The organism is Halomonas halodenitrificans DSM 735 (assembly GCF_000620045.1).
Lineage (GTDB): Bacteria > Pseudomonadota > Gammaproteobacteria > Pseudomonadales > Halomonadaceae > Halomonas > Halomonas halodenitrificans.
This window is the reverse complement of record NZ_JHVH01000022.1, coordinates 1-15,511: the sequence shown is the minus strand read 5'-3', so window position 1 is coordinate 15,511 and position 15,511 is coordinate 1. Positions and strand designations below refer to the sequence as shown.

At 61.5% G+C, this 15,511-nt stretch carries 14 protein-coding genes; 1 reads left to right on the top strand and 13 read right to left on the bottom strand.

The window, feature by feature from the left end; translation table 11 throughout:
- Positions 1 to 3 precede the first annotated feature (3 nt).
- The 4 genes from Q358_RS17970 to Q358_RS17235 form a co-directional block, all read right to left on the bottom strand.
- A complete protein-coding gene (locus tag Q358_RS17970) occupies positions 4 to 2,184 on the bottom strand; it encodes a glycosyltransferase (RefSeq protein ID WP_051530327.1) in 2,181 nt (726 codons plus the stop codon).
- A gap of 8 nt (positions 2,185 to 2,192) precedes the next feature.
- On the bottom strand, positions 2,193 to 3,272 hold the full coding sequence (locus Q358_RS0110915; RefSeq protein ID WP_027962055.1) for a polysaccharide pyruvyl transferase family protein: 1,080 nt from the start codon (positions 3,270 to 3,272) through the stop codon (positions 2,193 to 2,195).
- Complete coding sequence (locus tag Q358_RS17240) at positions 3,262 to 4,584, bottom strand: lipopolysaccharide biosynthesis protein (protein WP_169735517.1); 1,323 nt, start codon at positions 4,582 to 4,584, stop codon at positions 3,262 to 3,264. The genes Q358_RS0110915 and Q358_RS17240 overlap by 11 nt, the downstream gene beginning before the upstream one ends.
- 242 nt (positions 4,585 to 4,826) lie before the next feature.
- The gene (locus tag Q358_RS17235; protein WP_084286524.1) at positions 4,827 to 6,890 is read right to left on the bottom strand and encodes a polysaccharide biosynthesis protein; all 2,064 of its coding nucleotides are present in this window, start codon (positions 6,888 to 6,890) and stop codon (positions 4,827 to 4,829) included.
- 527 nt (positions 6,891 to 7,417) lie between these two features.
- Here Q358_RS17235 and Q358_RS17230 point away from each other — a divergent pair.
- Positions 7,418 to 8,050, top strand: a complete 633-nt coding sequence (locus tag Q358_RS17230; RefSeq protein ID WP_043488162.1) for a transposase — start codon at positions 7,418 to 7,420, stop codon at positions 8,048 to 8,050.
- A gap of 85 nt (positions 8,051 to 8,135) precedes the next feature.
- Here the strand turns inward: Q358_RS17230 and Q358_RS17225 are convergent, their stop codons facing one another.
- The 9 genes from Q358_RS17225 to Q358_RS0110860 form a co-directional block, all read right to left on the bottom strand.
- Positions 8,136 to 8,720 carry a plasmid pRiA4b ORF-3 family protein gene (locus Q358_RS17225; RefSeq protein WP_043488149.1) on the bottom strand — a complete coding sequence of 195 codons (585 nt, stop codon included), beginning with the start codon at positions 8,718 to 8,720 and terminating at the stop codon, positions 8,136 to 8,138.
- A gap of 67 nt (positions 8,721 to 8,787) precedes the next feature.
- Positions 8,788 to 9,537 (bottom strand): glucosamine-6-phosphate deaminase, encoded by a 750-nt coding sequence (gene nagB, locus Q358_RS0110890; protein ID WP_027962054.1) that lies wholly within the window; start codon positions 9,535 to 9,537, stop codon positions 8,788 to 8,790.
- 281 nt (positions 9,538 to 9,818) lie between these two features.
- A complete protein-coding gene (locus Q358_RS19055) occupies positions 9,819 to 10,577 on the bottom strand; it encodes an ElyC/SanA/YdcF family protein (protein WP_027962053.1) in 759 nt (252 codons plus the stop codon).
- A 199-nt stretch (positions 10,578 to 10,776) separates the two neighbouring features.
- Positions 10,777 to 12,054 carry a Vi polysaccharide biosynthesis UDP-N-acetylglucosamine C-6 dehydrogenase TviB gene (gene tviB / locus Q358_RS0110880; RefSeq protein ID WP_169735516.1) on the bottom strand — a complete coding sequence of 426 codons (1,278 nt, stop codon included), beginning with the start codon at positions 12,052 to 12,054 and terminating at the stop codon, positions 10,777 to 10,779.
- A 133-nt stretch (positions 12,055 to 12,187) separates the two neighbouring features.
- A complete protein-coding gene (locus Q358_RS0110875) occupies positions 12,188 to 13,228 on the bottom strand; it encodes an NAD-dependent epimerase/dehydratase family protein (RefSeq protein WP_027962051.1) in 1,041 nt (346 codons plus the stop codon).
- Between the two features lie 93 nt (positions 13,229 to 13,321).
- Positions 13,322 to 13,654 (bottom strand): hypothetical protein, encoded by a 333-nt coding sequence (locus Q358_RS18595; protein WP_156940895.1) that lies wholly within the window; start codon positions 13,652 to 13,654, stop codon positions 13,322 to 13,324.
- Positions 13,655 to 13,683: 29 nt separating this feature from the next.
- The gene (galE, locus tag Q358_RS0110870) at positions 13,684 to 14,709 is read right to left on the bottom strand and encodes a UDP-glucose 4-epimerase GalE (RefSeq protein ID WP_027962050.1); all 1,026 of its coding nucleotides are present in this window, start codon (positions 14,707 to 14,709) and stop codon (positions 13,684 to 13,686) included.
- A 156-nt stretch (positions 14,710 to 14,865) separates the two neighbouring features.
- On the bottom strand, positions 14,866 to 15,162 hold the full coding sequence (locus tag Q358_RS17220) for a PIN domain-containing protein (RefSeq protein ID WP_051530325.1): 297 nt from the start codon (positions 15,160 to 15,162) through the stop codon (positions 14,866 to 14,868).
- Positions 15,163 to 15,170: 8 nt separating this feature from the next.
- Positions 15,171 to 15,511: ISAs1 family transposase (locus Q358_RS0110860; protein ID WP_156940894.1), on the bottom strand; the 341-nt coding region annotated here is incomplete at its 5' end.

Here is a 15,511-nt window from a genome sequence, read left to right as displayed (position 1 = left end):
TCCCTAGTCGATGGCATGGCAGGACGCCTTGATTCGATAGAGGCTGGCCAGTCGATCCATGGCGCCGGATGCGCAGTACCCGGTCGACTCGAGGATCGCCCGGCGTTCCACCGCCGAAGGTTTATCGTCATCGCGACTGGCTATCAGCGCATCCGCCCACGCCCCTGCCAGGCGTGCCGCATCCGCCGAAGCGAGTGTATCGGGCACCGCATGAAAGGAGACCAGCCCCATGCCCAGATCCACCTCGGTGGAAACGCGGTCAGAAACGAGGCAGGGCACGCCGGCCGCCTGTGCCTCGACCAGCACCACCGGAAACCCCTCGACAAAGGAGGGCAGCACGAAAATATCGGCGGCATTGAGCAGTTGCGGAATATCGTCCCTGACGCCCAGAAGTTTCACATGTTCGTTCAGCTGGTGCCGTGCGATCGCTTCCCTGAGCTGACCCTCCATTTCCCCCCGCCCGACCAACAGGACCACAAAATCGTGGCACTGCTCTTTGAGCTGCCTGGCAACCTCGATAATAAACCGCTGGTTCTTCACCTTATCCAGACGCGCGACCTGCAGCACGATACGGGTCTCTGCGCCAATCTGGAGGTCATCCCTGAGCGCTTGTGAGGCCTCGCCACGCTCCTGAAAGTAAAGAGAACTCTCGATTGCATTGGGAAGGATCGTGACGTTATCACCGGGTCGATAGAGAAGCGCAGCCGCCCTTTCGCCACAGGCCACCTTGTGCGTGGCGAATAGGCGCAACACGACCGGTGCCACAGCCTGATAGAGGCGTTGCGTCATCGAGGAAGAGTCGACATCGGTAACGTGCGCATGTGAAATCCGGATAGGGATCCTGGCCAGGAGTGCGGCAAACAGCGGAAATATATTGCTGAAGTTGGTGTGGGCGTGAACGGCACGCCACCTGCCCTGGCGAAAGATCCGCGTCATGGCGATGGTCCGCCTGAGCCAGCCGGCATCCCCCGCTATCTGGATGATCTCGCCCCCCAGCGACCTGATCTCCGCATCATAGTCACCCGTCTCCGTGGTATAGACCAGGAAATCCAGTTGCAGGCGGTTTCGGTCGATCGCTCGATAGTAGTTCATCAGCATGGTCTCGGCGCCTGCGCGATCCATTCGGCCGACGATATGCAAGACACGCGGTGGATGCACAACAGCCTGGTGCTTCATGCTTTCGGCCCCCTTGCCCTTCACTGCTGCCCAATGAAAAGGCGCTGTCGCCATCGCCTTTAGCGAACGGATCAGCCGCAACCCCGCGCCGGAGAGGGGGGTTGGCAAGGCAAGCAGGAGCGCCATCAGCGCCGCCCGCCCCTCTCGCGGTGGCACGGTGACAACGCCCAGCAGCTCACCCCGTAGCCGCCGCGCGGCCGTTATGGCCTCGGGTAGCAGGCGATTTTCCACCCGTATCAATACCGTCCAGAAGGTGCCATGCACCTTCTGGTACAGCACCGCTACTGCCTCCCTGCCGCCCTGCTGGCGCACCATGTCCAGCACCAGCCGCTGAACCTTGAACTGATCCAGCAGCTTGCGACCCTGCGAGGCGGTGATGGAGCCGCCACGTTGGCGATAGTGGTACCACTGCCCGGGGAGCATCTGGATGGAGCCGGAGACGAACCCCAGCTGCCAATGAAACGGCCAATCCTCATAGTAGAGCCCGATGGGGAAGCGCAAGCGGGGATCATTCAGCAGCTCGGCGCGAATGAACTTCAACCACGCAAAGTGGGGCAGCGTGAAGTACTGCACTGCCGTCAGAGGCTGAGCCCCCGAGGTATCTACAACTCTGCCGATCTCGGGCGGCGACTCGCCATCCTCGAAGGGCACAAAATCGAACACCACGACATCGGCACCGGACGCCTGGGCATGAGTGAGGCAGGACTCGACGAGTGCCGGGGCGATGGCGTCGTCGGAGTCGACAAACAGCACGAAGTCGCCGGTGGCCGCTTCGATACCGGTGTTGCGTGCCGCGGAAAGGCCCGCGTTTCGCGCGTGCCTGAGCAGGCGCACACGGGGATCGGCCAGGTGTCGCTCCAGCAGGGAGAGCGAGTCATCGGTCGAGCAGTCCTCGACCATGAGGATCTCGAGCCGCTGGTAACTCTGGCCGCGGATCGAGTCCAGGCAGCCGTCGAGGTAGTCCGCCACGTTGTAGACAGGAACGATCACACTCACCAGGGGTCGCATGGCATCCCTCATGATAGAACCAGGGCCTGTCGCAGGGCGTCGTAGCGGCTGGGATCGACCGGTGAGCGGCCCGGCTCAGGCCGCTCACCAGCGAGCAACGCCTCGATGGCTGCCGGCAGCGTCTCGAACTCATCCGGCGCCAGGAACGTTATCCCTGGCTGGTCGACGAGCCAGTCGAGCCAGGTCTGACGAATCTTGTGGTTGGCGTTGGGCAACACCAGACAGGGCGTGCCAGCCACCACCGCCAGGATCATGCCGTGCAGGCGATCGGTAACGACAAGCCTGGACGCGCCAAACTGACCAAGCTTGTCGGCCAGTAACTGCGCACAACGCGCTTCATCGAGACGCGAGCCGCCGACATGGGTATCGGTGGTCTCCACCGCCAACCCTGTGCCGTCCAGGGCAGCCGCCACCCGCTCACGCTGTTTAGCGTCGAGGGCACGCTCGCGATCGTCGCGCATACACAACAGGATGCCGGAGTGCTGACAGCCTACACTCACACCGAGATCAGCGGCGGATGCACTCAGTACGATGTCTGGCGAGTAGCCAACCGTCACGTTCGCATGCCCGGCAAACATCGCTTCCAGCTTGGCACGGGTAACGGACTCACGCGCAAACACATGGATATCCGGGTGGCGGGAATAGGTGCGCACAATACGCGTCAAGGTTTTCCGCGATGCCTGGCTATCGTCCCAGTCAAGCGTTTGCGGAAAACAGACGATCCGGTTATCGGGAAACGAGCGGATGACCAGTTGCCGCAACGCCTCGATATCCGGATAGAGCGAGCCCATGTTGCCGCCGCCCACCGTCATCACCAGATCATCTGGTCTCACCTGTCGGCGTAGAGAGTGGATCACCTCACGGGTCCTGCTGATGGGAACCGGCACGATTCGATGGCCGGGTACGAGCCGAGCCAGGAATCCCTGCTGTGCGGCAGAGATCGCCAGATCGCCAATATTGCCGTAGTCGGCGGCAAGAAACACGAAGATTCGGGGCGCATCGGGAAGGTTCATGTATTCGGTACACAACACTCTTCTTGCGGCCACCTTTAAGGGGACCGGGATCCTCGCCTTGATCTCAGCCAGCATGTTGTTGTTCTAGCCTGATGTCTGACGCCCGCCGATGGACAACCAGGAACAGGGCGCCATACCCCACCACATTGACGAGCGAAAATACCGCGATGGCCATAAGATCGCCTCCCAGCCTGGCGGCAGCCAGCAGTGAAACGATTCGAGCGAAGGTGATAATAACTTCATAGACAAGGAGTTCGCGCTGAAGTCGCAGCGCCGGCATCGCCGCCACGGCAGGCCGGGTCGCCAGCACGCTGGCCATCCACAGGGCAATCCATCTGGAGTACTCACCTGCACGCAACCACTCCTCTCCGAATACCAGGGGGAAGATCACATCACCCCACAAGACGATGATTCCAAAAGGAACCGCACCGATCAGCAACATGCCAAGCGTTGCTTGCCGGATATGCGTCACGGCACCTCCTGGATGCTTCCTCACCACCTCGGTAATCCGAGGAAAGAACACCTCCAGTACCGACTGCCCAAGCAGCATGATGGGACCACCGAGCACCAGAGTGGCTATCGAGTACTGCCCCGCTACTGAAGCACCAAAAAGAGCCGACAGGGCCAGCACGGGAAAACCGAATGAAACGGCATTGATGATGCTCTGCGGCATCCGATATATCAGGAAGTCACGCTGCTCAGAAGCGGCATGGCGAATACCGTCAGCACCAAACCAGCGCCTTGCTTCGAAGGCCCCTTGCTTTGGTACGCGTGCCAATAACAGCAGAAAGTTAAGCGTCTTGACCACCATCAGGAACAGGATAAGAACCAGTCCCGAGGGTGCCAGAAAGCCGCTGGCGAGCTTACCGATATTCACCAGCAGCGTGCTGCCGACATAGGCGACCGCTTTCGCCTTGAACAGCCCCTCGCGGATGGCCGTCTGGTCGGCGACCGACAGTAGCGCCGCCATCACGAGGTAGAGCGGGATCAGGTACAGCAAGCCTGGCGTCGATGCCAGCCCGGTCCAGCTGGCCAGCTGCCCCTCGAAGAGAGTCACGGCGAGAAGCACCATGGGCGCCACGATGGCGGCAGATACCAGAGACAGGCGCGCAACCGCCGTCGCCCCCTCCTCCGTGGCGGGCATGACGATGGCGTTGGCATAGCCCAGCGTGGCCAAGGGGGTGATGATATTGACCACTGCCGTAAAGGCAGCCAGGGCCCCGAAGGCTTCAGGGCCATACAACCGGGTGAGGAAGGGGGCAAAGATCAGCGATATCGCCTGCGCCGCCGCGATACCCGTTGCCACCGTGATGACATTGCGCACGAAGTGGCTATTGCCAAACGCCCGGGTGCGGTCACGCATCCGCTGCAGTACGGCACTGCTCATGGCGTCGCGGCGCCCTTGACCCAAGCAGGGCCCAGATAAATGAAGCGCATCGGTCGTTTTATGTCTCTCCCACGCTACCGCCACGAGGTGTTGGCGCATCCTCGAGGCCTGTCAGTCATCTTGTCGCCGTTAGTCCGAAAAGCGGACCTCACCAGCCGGCGATAGTTATTCGTTCCTGCTAGCCTTGCGGCAGATCGGCGGCGCCCTCTCCACTCCAGGCCAGCACCGAGCGCAGGCGGCCGTCAGCTTCCCGGTGCCTGCACGCCCTTCCAGGCGGGAGACGCTTCGGCCGTGCCCTGGAGCAATTCGATGGCCACCGGCGATTCGGTGGTCGTCGCCTGGTCCGAGGTCTTGGCGCGAGGCGCCCGCTGCACCCAACCGATATCTACCACCTCGTGCTCGGGGACGTAGCCGACCGGAACGGAAAAGAGAATCTCGCGGACCCGATCCATATCCTGGCGCTGGCAGGCCCCATCGAGTGCCTGAAGCGACGCCTGTAGCGCGTCCCACTCGAGCATTGTCTCGTTGGCCGTCATGATCCGTGGGTGGGCCGTATACTCTACGGCCTCGGCGATCAGCAGCTCTTCATAGAGCTTCTCTCCGGGGCGCAGGCCGGTGAACTTTATGGCGATATCGCCTTTCCTGCCGGGAGTGGCGGATGGCGTGGCGAGCACCGCATCGTCATTCGAGGCGCCGGCATCGAGGTAGTAGGGCTGCAACCCGCTCAGGCGAATCATGCGATGGGCCAGATCCACGATCTTGATCGGCTGCCCCATATCCAGGATGAACACATCGCCACCCTGGGACATGGCGCCCGCCTGGATCACCAGCTGGGCCGCTTCGGGGATGGTCATGAAGTAGCGGGTGACATCAGGGTGGGTCACGGTAATGGGCCCTCCCGTTTCGATCTGCTGGCGAAACAAGGGAACGACGGAGCCGGAAGAATCCAGCACATTGCCGAATCGCACCATCGAGAAACAGGTAGCAGACTGCCGCCGGGCGAGAGCCTGGCAGACCAGTTCGGCCATGCGCTTGGTGGCTCCCATCATGTTGGTCGGTCGCACGGCCTTGTCCGTGGAGATCAACACCACCCTTCCGACCCCCGCCGACACGGCGGCCTTGGCCATGGCCAGTGTGCCGAAGACATTGTTGCGAATGCCCTCGGCCATGTTCTGCTCCACCAGGGGCACATGCTTGTACGCCGCGGCATGATAGATCGTGTCGACACCAAACATCCGCATGAGCGCCTCGAGGCGCTCGCCATCACGCACCGAGGCAAGAATGGGAAGGCACGAGACCTCTTGCCCCTCTTTCAGCTTCAACTGTGTAATATCCTGCTCTATGAGGTAGAGCGAATATTCCGACACATCCACCAGCAGAAGCTGGCGCGGGTGCTGCCTGAGAATCTGGCGGCTGAGCTCACTACCGATGGAACCGCCGGCCCCCGTGACCATGACCACCTTGTCGGTGATATCGGCGCCCATCAGCGACGAATCGGGCGGAATGGGGTCCCGGCCCAGCAGGTCTTCGATCGCCACGTCCTGTAACTCGGTTACCTTAGCCTTGCCCGATACCACATCGGCGATGTCGGGAACGGTCTGGACCGGAATCTTCAGCGTCTCGACGGACTCGATGATTTCCTGGCGCCGCGCACGCGTGGCCCCGGGAATGGCCAGGAGAAACATCTCGACACCGTAGGCCTCTATGAGGCGGCTACACGCTTCCGGCGGGTAGACCTTGAGCCCCTGGACATGACTCCCCTGGAGACGGGGGGCGAAGTCCAGGAAGGCAACGGGCTCGTATTCGCGACCATGGCGAAGCGACATGACCAGCTGGCGACCGGCCGCCCCGGCACCGTAGATCAGTACGCGCTTCTTGTGCAGCTGTTGCTGACGCAGATAGCAATAATACAGCCCGAACCGGGCACCACCGACCGTGAGCAGTGTCAGCATGGCATAGAGCACGGGGACCGAACCGGGAATCGGGAGACCGAACCACCAAACCGTCACGCCGAGTACTCCGGAGGAGGCCACCACACCGATCAAAATTGTCTGGATGGTTTCCAGGCCCAGGTGACGAATGATCGTTCGGTAGAAGCCAAGCCATGCGAACAGGGCGACGCTGATGGGTACCACTACCGGCAGCGCCAGCCAGACGCCAGGCCGGCCGAGAAAATCGACGCTATCGAGCCTCAGCCACATTGCCCCCAGGAAGCTGGCGATAATGAGAACAGTGTCTCCCACCACCTCCAGGGTCCGCTTGGTGGGGCGAGACAACCCGAACAGCTTTGACAACACTGACGGCATGGAGAAACCTTCTTGGCCCTATCGGACCCACTGGATGACTCACACCTTGACGCATATGCAATAAAGCAGGGTGTCTACGCCAAGATCTACCCGGTCAGCACAGGGCATTTACTTTACTGTTACTCACTGTAGTAAAAGAAAACATCAGTGTCGCAGATAAAATACACCTTTGAATGAGCGCATGACGCCCCTTTCACCGTGTATCACCATGCGCACGGCCACTCGGCAAGCCATGACCAGATTACCGTCAATCCGCTGATTTTAATGCAGTATTATCACCCTCCTTTAGTGCCCTCACGCCAGCCTGACCATCAACGCCGCAACGTTGACGAAGTCGTGAAACGACCTCGCCACAGATTCAACGATTTTTCTGTCTCCATATGCCGACAGAGTCAAAAGGGGACTGTCCCCGAGAGTCAAAAGGGAGTCAAAAGGGGACTGTCCCCGGGGTTGGGGGACTGTCCCCGAAAGGGAGGGGCTCGGCTACACTGATTTGAACCACCGCTCGTCATGGGAGGGGAGCGATCATGCCTCGCAGAGCGCGGCTACTCCTGCCGAACACACCGATGCATCTGGTGCAACGCGGCAATAACCGCGGGATCTGCTTTCGCTTTCACAGCGATGCCGAGCGCTATCTGGAACTGCTCGACGAGGCGCGCCAGCTGCACCGGGTGGATATACACGCCTATGTGTTGATGACCAACCATGTGCACCTACTCGCCTCGCCCCGCCAGGACCCTCACGACATCAGCGAGATGATGAAGCGCCTCGGGCAACGCTATGTGCAGTACTTCAACAAGCGCCATGAGCGTAGCGGCAGACTCTTTCAGGGTCGCTACCACTCCTGCCTGGTGGGCGAAGAAGCCTACCTCTTCGCCTGCTACCGCTATATCGAACTGAACCCGGTGCGGGCCGGCATGGTCCAGCGACCCGAGGAGTACCGCTGGTCGAGCTACGCCGCCAACGCCCTTGGCCGAGACGACCCGGTGATCACACCCCACACGCTCTATCTGGACAGCGCCCACCACCCCGAACAGCGCCAGCACCACTATCGACAGCTGTTCGAAAGCCCCCTCCACGACACCACCCTCGAGGATATACGCCAACAGACTCGTAGCGGCCGGCTCTTCGGCAGCGAGGCCTGGCGGCAACGACTCTGATAGGGACGGGGACTGTCCCCGGGGGTTAAAAGGGGACTGTCCCCGAGGTTGGGGGACTGTCCCCGGGGTTGGGGGACTGTCCCGCCTAGCGTGGCTCGCCGGGCGCTTCCCCCAAGCGTCGGAAGCCCGCCTGAAAGGGCTCGAGCATCTCGGCGAGCTCCTCCTTATCCAGCGCCTTGGGGTCGAACTCGTCACCCACCATCTCCAACAGCTCCTGGCCGAGCTTATCCTTCTTGCCGGCGGCGGCCGCCTTCAGCGCTGCATAGCCGATCGTTCCGCCGATATCCTCCGGCGGGCAGGCCATGGCGCCATCGATAAACTGCGGGCAGGGGTTGGTCTCCTCCAGCCCCGTCGCCTCGATCACGATGCGATGCTTCCAGTCATCGCCAAAGTCGTAGAGATAGTGGAAGACATTATCCTTGGCACGCGTCGCAACCGCCTTGAGCTTGGCATTACGTGCCAGGGCGATGGCGCCGTCGCCCCACTCGTCGGATTCGCCGTAGTAGCGGCCGTTGCACTCGAACTCGTAGAGATGACAATCGCCCCAAATCATCACGTCCTGGATGAGTTCGTGGAGGCGGTGCAAGTTGATCTGCTCCGGCACTACCACGCGGCGCCAGACCAGCGGGTCGGTATTGAGCAGCTCGATGCGCAGGCGAATATCGGCCATGCGGTCTCTCCATCAGGAAGTTCGCTGCCAGGGTATCGCGACACCGCCCCGAAGGGGGACCCTCCCCTTACGCGGCGCCGCCCTCTTCCTGCCGCGGCAGCAGCGCCGCCGCTTGGCTATCCATCACGATCGTCACATTGTGGTGCTGCTTCAGCGCCGAGGCGGGCAAGGCCTCATCCACGCCGCCATGATATAGCTCGGCCATGATGGCGGCTTTCTTGGAGCCCGTGGCCACCAGCATGATCTCCTCGGCCTCCAGGATGTCCTGGATGCCGAGCGTCAGCGCATGGGTGGGCACCTCGCTCTGGTCGCTGAAGAAGCGGCCATTATCGCGCCGCGTCTGCTCGGAAAGCGCGATGACATGGGTGCGACAACTGAAATCGGTATGGGGTTCGTTAAAGCCGATATGGCCATTCGAGCCGATACCCAGCAGCTGCAGGTCGAGCCCGCCTGCGGCCTGAATGGCCGTGGAATAGGCCCGACAGGCCGCGTCGACATCCTCGGCGTTGCCATCGGGCAGATGCACACTCTCCCGGGGCAGACTCAGCCTGTCGAACAGGTGCTGACCCATGTAGTAGCGGTAGCTCTGCGCATGCGACGCCGAAAGGCCGATATACTCGTCCAGGTTGAAGGTCGTCAACCGTGATAGATCCACGGCGGACTGTTCCAGCATCCCCACCAATTGGGCATACACCGGCTCCATGGTCCCGCCCGTGGCCAGACCCAGCACCGCCTCGGGCTTGGCCAGGATCGTATCCAGCAGCCGCTGAGCGGTGTACCGGGACACCTCATCTACCGTTTCGAATATCTTGTACATAGGCCATGATTCTTGTTGAGTTAAAGGGGACTAAAAGGGACTGTCCCTGAGGCCTCCCCACGAATAGAAGAAGGAAATCAGTACATTAGGATTGAAAAAAGTCTGCATGGGCAGGCATGTTGTTAATCGCCAAACAAACAATATGCCGAGGAGCCCATGCAGACGCCCCAATTCTTGCACAGGATTCTGACGAATTCAGCCACCCTTCTGCACTCAGCCCGCGTCAATGCCCTTGCGACATGTGTAGAAGCGTTATGGGCTTGGGGGACTGTCCCCGGGGCTCAGTGCTCCCAGCCCACCGCCAGCAGGCCCAGGGTTTCGTAGAGCGCGCGCTCGGTCTTGCGCAGTTCGCTGGCCGAGGGTACCCACTCCTGTAACTGTCCGGTGCGCTGATGGCGGGCAAGGTAGTGGGTGGGGGCCGCCAGCGGCTCCAACCCTGCCTGCCGAAAGTGATACATGGCGCGGGGCATATGCGAGGCCGAGGTGACCACCACCACGCGACTCCCCTCCCCCAATGCGTCACTCACGGCGCGTGCCTCCCGGCCGGTATCCGTGGGGGAATCGAGCACCACCAGCCGGGCCGCCGGCACCCCGAGATCCACCGCCGCGGCGGCATACCCCAGGGCGACCGGCGCGACCTCGGGATCGCGACTGGCCCCGGTAACGATCAGTGGTAGCTCGGGCCGCTGGCGCCAGAGGCGAATGCCCTCCACCAGCCGAAGCGCCGAGCTATCACTCAGGCGCCCCACCGTCGAGCGCGGCGAATCAGGCTCCCAGCCGCCCCCCAGCACCACCACCGCCGCCAGGTCAGGGTCTTCGGGCAGCATACCCAGCGCCGAATGGCGGCTCTCCAGCGGCGCCAGCAGACGATCCGCCACCGGCGGCCAACTCGCCAACAGCAATATCCCAAGCCCCACGGCAATGACCACACCCCCCAGCCGTCGCCAGCGCAGCAGGAGTAGCCCCAGGGCACCCAACCCCAGACTCACCGGCAGTGGCATCAGCAGGTTGGCCACCAGCACCTTCAGCAGGTCGTACATATACGCTCTCCTAACAACGCAAAAGCCGCCGCCTCGCATTGGCGAGACGGCGGCTTCGAAGTCAACTCTGGGTCAGGCCCCACCCTCTAGAGGGGTCTTATCCTATCACACCACCGCAGTGGCTACGGGGACCGTCCCCATCTGCAACGGGGACTGTCCCCGGGGTTGGGGGACGGTCCCCGTGCTACATGTCCCCGTACTACAGCCGCAGATCGACGCTGTCCTTGTCGAGGGCGTACTTGAGGTCGTAGAGCACGTGCTGGGGCTTGCCCCAGGCGCGGATGCCGTCGGCGCCAAGCGCCTTGAACTCGCGATGGGCGACGGCGAGGATCATGGCGTCGTAGGCGCCGGTGTCCGGTGCATTCACCGGGCGGATGCCGTATTCCGCCTCGGCCTCGTCCTTGTTGACCTGGGGGTCATGGACGTCGACCGCGATGTTGTAGTCAGCGAGCTCAGCGATGATATCCACCACCCGGGTGTTGCGCAGGTCCGGGCAGTTCTCCTTGAAGGTGAGGCCCATCACCAGCACTCGGGCGCCTTCCACGTGGATGCGCCGCTTGATCATCTGCTTGATCAGCTGGCTGGCCACATAGGCCCCCATGCCATCGTTGAGCCGCCGCCCAGCCAGGATCATCTCCGGGTGGTAACCCACCTGCTGGGCCTTGTGGGTCAGGTAGTAGGGGTCCACGCCGATGCAGTGGCCACCCACCAGCCCCGGGCGAAACGGCAGGAAGTTCCACTTGGTGCCGGCGGCCTGTAACACCTCCTCGGTATCGATCCCCAGGCGATTGAAGATCACTGCCAGCTCGTTGACCAGGGCGATATTGACGTCGCGCTGGGTATTCTCGATCACCTTGGCCGCCTCGGCCACGGCGATGGAGCTGGCCAGGTGGGTACCGGCGGTGATCACCCGGCGATAGAGCGCATCGACGAACTCCGCCACCTCCGGCGTCGAGCCCGAGGTCACCTTCATGATGGTGGTGACCCGGTGCTCCTTGTCGCCCGGGTTGATGCGCTCGGGGCTGTAACCGGCGAAGAAGTCGCGGTTGTAGACAAGGCCCGAGACCCGCTCCACCACCGGGATACACGCCTCCTCGGTGGCACCCGGGTAGACGGTGGACTCATAGATCACCACATCGCCCTGGCTCACCACCCGGCCCAGGGTCTCGCTGGCCTTGATCAGGGGGGTCAGGTCCGGGCTGCGGTTGTCATCGATGGGCGTCGGCACGGTGACGATATACACGTTGCACGCCCTGAGCGCCTCGATGTCACTCTCGAAACTCAGCTGGCTCGCCTCGGCCAGCAGTTCCGGCTCCACCTCCAGGGTATGATCCACCCCGTCGCGCAGCTCACCGATGCGCCTGGCATTGATATCGAAGCCCACGGTGGGCAGCACCTTGCCGAACTCCACCGCCAGCGGCAGGCCCACATAACCCAGGCCGATCACGCCCAGACGCACATTGTCCATGTTCACCATTGAAGATCCCTGACTGCGATTGCTGTTAATCGGATAAGAATACAGGGGTTGCCCAGGGCAAGGGCACCCCCGAAAACAGCGAAGCCCGGCAGAACGCCAGGCTTCGGATAATAACGAGTGGGACTGTCCCCGATCAGGCGTTGTGGAAGTGGTCGAGATACCACGGCATCGCCTCACTGATGCCCTCGACGATGGTGTGGCTGGGGTCGTAGCCCAGCAGCCGGGCCGCCTTGCCGATATCGGCCTGGGAGTGGCGCACATCGCCGGGGCGAAAGTCGCGGTAGGTGGGGTCCTGGGCGTAGGTCACGCCCTGCTCGGCCAGGGCCTCGCGCAGGTATTCGAACAGCTGATTGAGGGTGGTACGCCCGCTTACCGCCACGTTGTAGACCTCGCCCTGGGCCGCCTCATCGGCGGTGGCCGCCAGCAGGTTGGCCTGCACCGCATTGTCGATATAGCAGAAGTCGCGGCTGGTCTCGCCGTCGCCGTTGATATACAGCGTCTCGTCGGTGAGCATGGCCCCGGCCCACTTGGGAATCACCGCCGCATAGGCGCCATTGGGGTTCTGGCGCCGGCCGAACACGTTGAAGTAGCGCAGCCCCGTGGCCTTGAAGCCGTAGGTACCGGCGAAGACGTCGGCATACATCTCGTTGACCACCTTGGTCACCGCATAGGGTGAGAGCGGCTTGCCGATGCGCTCCTCCACCTTGGGCAGCGCCGGATGGTCGCCGTAGGTGGAGCTGGAGGCGGCATACACGAAGCTCTGCACTCCGGCATCCTTGGCCGCCACCAGCATGTTCAGGTGCCCGGTGATATTGGCCGCATTGGTAGCGATCGGGTCGGCGATGGAGCGCGGCACCGAGCCCAGTGCCGCCTGGTGCAGCACATGGTCCACCGGTTGCTCATCGACCAGCATCGCCTCGCGGCAAGTCTCGAGATCGCAAATATCGCCCTCGATAAAGGTGAAGCGCGCCCACTGCTCGGCGCCGACCAGCGAGCGCACCTCATCCAGGTTGGCCTGAAAGCCGGTGGCGAAGTTATCCAGCCCCACCACCCGCTGGTCGAGCCGGAGCAGGGTTTCCAGCAGGTTGCTGCCGATAAAGCCGGCGCAGCCGGTCACCAGCCAGCTGCGCGGCGCGGCCGCAAGCTCGGCCTGGAGCGTTTCGTAACGGGTCATAGGCTTCCTGATAAATATCCCAAAAAAGGAGAGAATCCTTAATTTATAATAAGAACAATCAAGCAAGGCAATAAATAACTGAAGAACTAAATCTCATTGCTTTTTTTCAATTATCTTAACATTGTATGAATACTGATTTTTTCTTTCATCATGTCTTTTAGAAAAAAACACTGCCCCTAAGATTACAGACCAAACAACAATCATAGGCTCAACTAACGTATCTGATAAGTACTTTCGATATTCCGGCGTTCCAAAACTGTTCAACAAGTCAACACTTTCGTGCAAAAAAACGTTAAGAAAAAAATAAATAAAAAGAATGATGAGTGGCACAAGCCATACATCCTCAAAATTTTTAAACTTTTCTCTAACATAAAACAGGATAACGACATTCAGAACGCCGAATAAAATAATACAAATTTCATGCATGCTGTTTACCTTCACGAATTCTATGATATTTAATCATCTTGAGAATACCCCTGGGGATTCTGCCGCTGCCAGCGCCAGGTATCGGCCATCATCTCTTCCAAGCCGCGCTCCGCCTTCCACCCCAGCTCACGCTCGGCGAGCGCCGCATCGGCCCAGCAGGCGGCCACGTCGCCGGCCCGGCGGGGCTCGATGCGGAAAGGCACCGCCCGCCCCGAGGCCCGCTCGAAGGCCCTGACCACCTCGAGCACCGAGTGGCCCTGGCCGGTGCCCAGGTTCCAGATATGCACGCCCTCACGCTCCCCCAGGGCATTCAGGGCACAGAGATGCCCCGCGGCGAGATCCATCACATGAATGTAATCGCGCACGCCGGTGCCATCCGGGGTGGCGTAGTCGTCGCCGTAGACGGCCAGCCGCTCACGGCGCCCCACGGCGACCTGGGCCACATAGGGCAGCAGGTTGTTGGGAATGCCCCGGGGGTCTTCCCCGATCTCCCCGCTCGGATGCGCCCCCACGGGGTTGAAGTAGCGCAGCAGGCCGATGGACCAGCTCGCGTCCGAGGCGGCGAGATCGCCAAGCAGCTCCTCCACCATCAGCTTGGAGCGACCGTAGGGGTTGGTGGGCTGCCCGGTGGGCAGCCCCTCATGCAGCGGCATGGGGTGGCCATCGCCATACACGGTGGCCGACGAGCTGAAGACCAGCCGCGTGACCCCGGCGGCCTGCATGGCCTGGCACAGGGTCAGGGTGCCGGCGACGTTGTTCTCGTAGTAGGCGAGCGGCTGCGCCACGCTCTCCCCCACGGACTTGAGCCCGGCGAAGTGAATCACCGCGCTTACCGCATGCTCGTGGAACAGGCGATCCAGCAGGGCGCGGTCGCGAATATCGCCCTGCACGAAGGCCGGCGTGCGCCCGCTCAGTCGCTCCACCCGGCGCAGCGACTCCCGGGAGGCGTTGCAGAGGTTATCCAGCACCACCACTTCATGCCCCGCTTCCAGCAGGGCCAGCACGGTATGGGAGCCGATATAGCCGGCGCCGCCGGTGATAAGCACGGTTGTCATTGACCTCTCCCTGTGTATCGATAAGCGGTTTCCCCGTCCACACTGCCCTCTTCCTTGGCCACCACCAGCATATTCAGCTGCCCGGTGATATTGGCCCAATGGTGGATAACGGACCAGTGATGAAGCGCGGCACCAGACCAGCTGAATTGCCATAGATCAAGAGGTATCGGTGCGCTTCTTGATGCCAAATGTCGCATCGTCGATGTACTTGCGCGCCTTGTCCCAGGGCAAGCGTCGATCACGCTGCTTCATCATTACCAGTGCCGCATGCGCGGCTTCTTTGCTCACCTGCCCGAACTCAACCAGCTCAGTGAGGATCCAGATCGTACCGCGCACCCCTGCCTGCTCTCGAACCGCAAGCAGTCGTAGGTTTTGGTCTCCGGTAAGCAGTGGACAAGACTCCTGCTTGGCCAGCGCCAAGGCCAGTCGGTCATTGAAGCAGGGAAAACGCATGAAAACTTTCAGACCGCGAGAATGTCAGCAAGATATGTCTCAACCAATGCCGCTTTCTTCTGTTTCCGCCGAATTCCGCCCTTGAAAGATTTCTCTCCTTTCAGGTAATTCAGCGCAATATGTCGGACCCTGGCGAGATTTTCCGCCGCCTGTCCGCGGTGGATTTTGCAGGCATCCTCACGAAGCGCCACGTCCAAAGACCAGTGGAGCTTGGCCTCAATATGCCAGTGCTGTCGAGCTGCTTCAGCGAGCTTTTTGGCGGTCAACTCGGCTGAACTGATGTAGTAGCGGATCATCGGCTCTTCAGGGGCTTCATCACCCTCTTGGCGAAAACTGATCACCACCCCTA

Bases quoted from the DNA above. Each gene is read 5' to 3' on its own strand.
- Q358_RS17970 (WP_051530327.1), bottom strand. From the start codon at position 2,184: ATGCGACCCCTGGTGAGTGTGATCGTTCCTGTCTACAACGTGGCGGAC.
- Q358_RS0110915 (WP_027962055.1), bottom strand. From the start codon at position 3,272: ATGCTGGCTGAGATCAAGGCGAGGATCCCGGTCCCCTTAAAGGTGGCC.
- Q358_RS17240 (WP_169735517.1), bottom strand. From the start codon at position 4,584: ATGAGCAGTGCCGTACTGCAGCGGATGCGTGACCGCACCCGGGCGTTT.
- Q358_RS17235 (WP_084286524.1), bottom strand. From the start codon at position 6,890: ATGCCGTCAGTGTTGTCAAAGCTGTTCGGGTTGTCTCGCCCCACCAAG.
- Q358_RS17230 (WP_043488162.1), top strand. From the start codon at position 7,418: ATGCCTCGCAGAGCGCGGCTACTCCTGCCGAACACACCGATGCATCTG.
- Q358_RS17225 (WP_043488149.1), bottom strand. From the start codon at position 8,720: ATGGCCGATATTCGCCTGCGCATCGAGCTGCTCAATACCGACCCGCTG.
- nagB (WP_027962054.1), bottom strand. From the start codon at position 9,537: ATGTACAAGATATTCGAAACGGTAGATGAGGTGTCCCGGTACACCGCT.
- Q358_RS19055 (WP_027962053.1), bottom strand. From the start codon at position 10,577: ATGTACGACCTGCTGAAGGTGCTGGTGGCCAACCTGCTGATGCCACTG.
- tviB (WP_169735516.1), bottom strand. From the start codon at position 12,054: ATGGTGAACATGGACAATGTGCGTCTGGGCGTGATCGGCCTGGGTTAT.
- Q358_RS0110875 (WP_027962051.1), bottom strand. From the start codon at position 13,228: ATGACCCGTTACGAAACGCTCCAGGCCGAGCTTGCGGCCGCGCCGCGC.
- Q358_RS18595 (WP_156940895.1), bottom strand. From the start codon at position 13,654: ATGCATGAAATTTGTATTATTTTATTCGGCGTTCTGAATGTCGTTATC.
- galE (WP_027962050.1), bottom strand. From the start codon at position 14,709: ATGACAACCGTGCTTATCACCGGCGGCGCCGGCTATATCGGCTCCCAT.
- Q358_RS17220 (WP_051530325.1), bottom strand. From the start codon at position 15,162: ATGCGTTTTCCCTGCTTCAATGACCGACTGGCCTTGGCGCTGGCCAAG.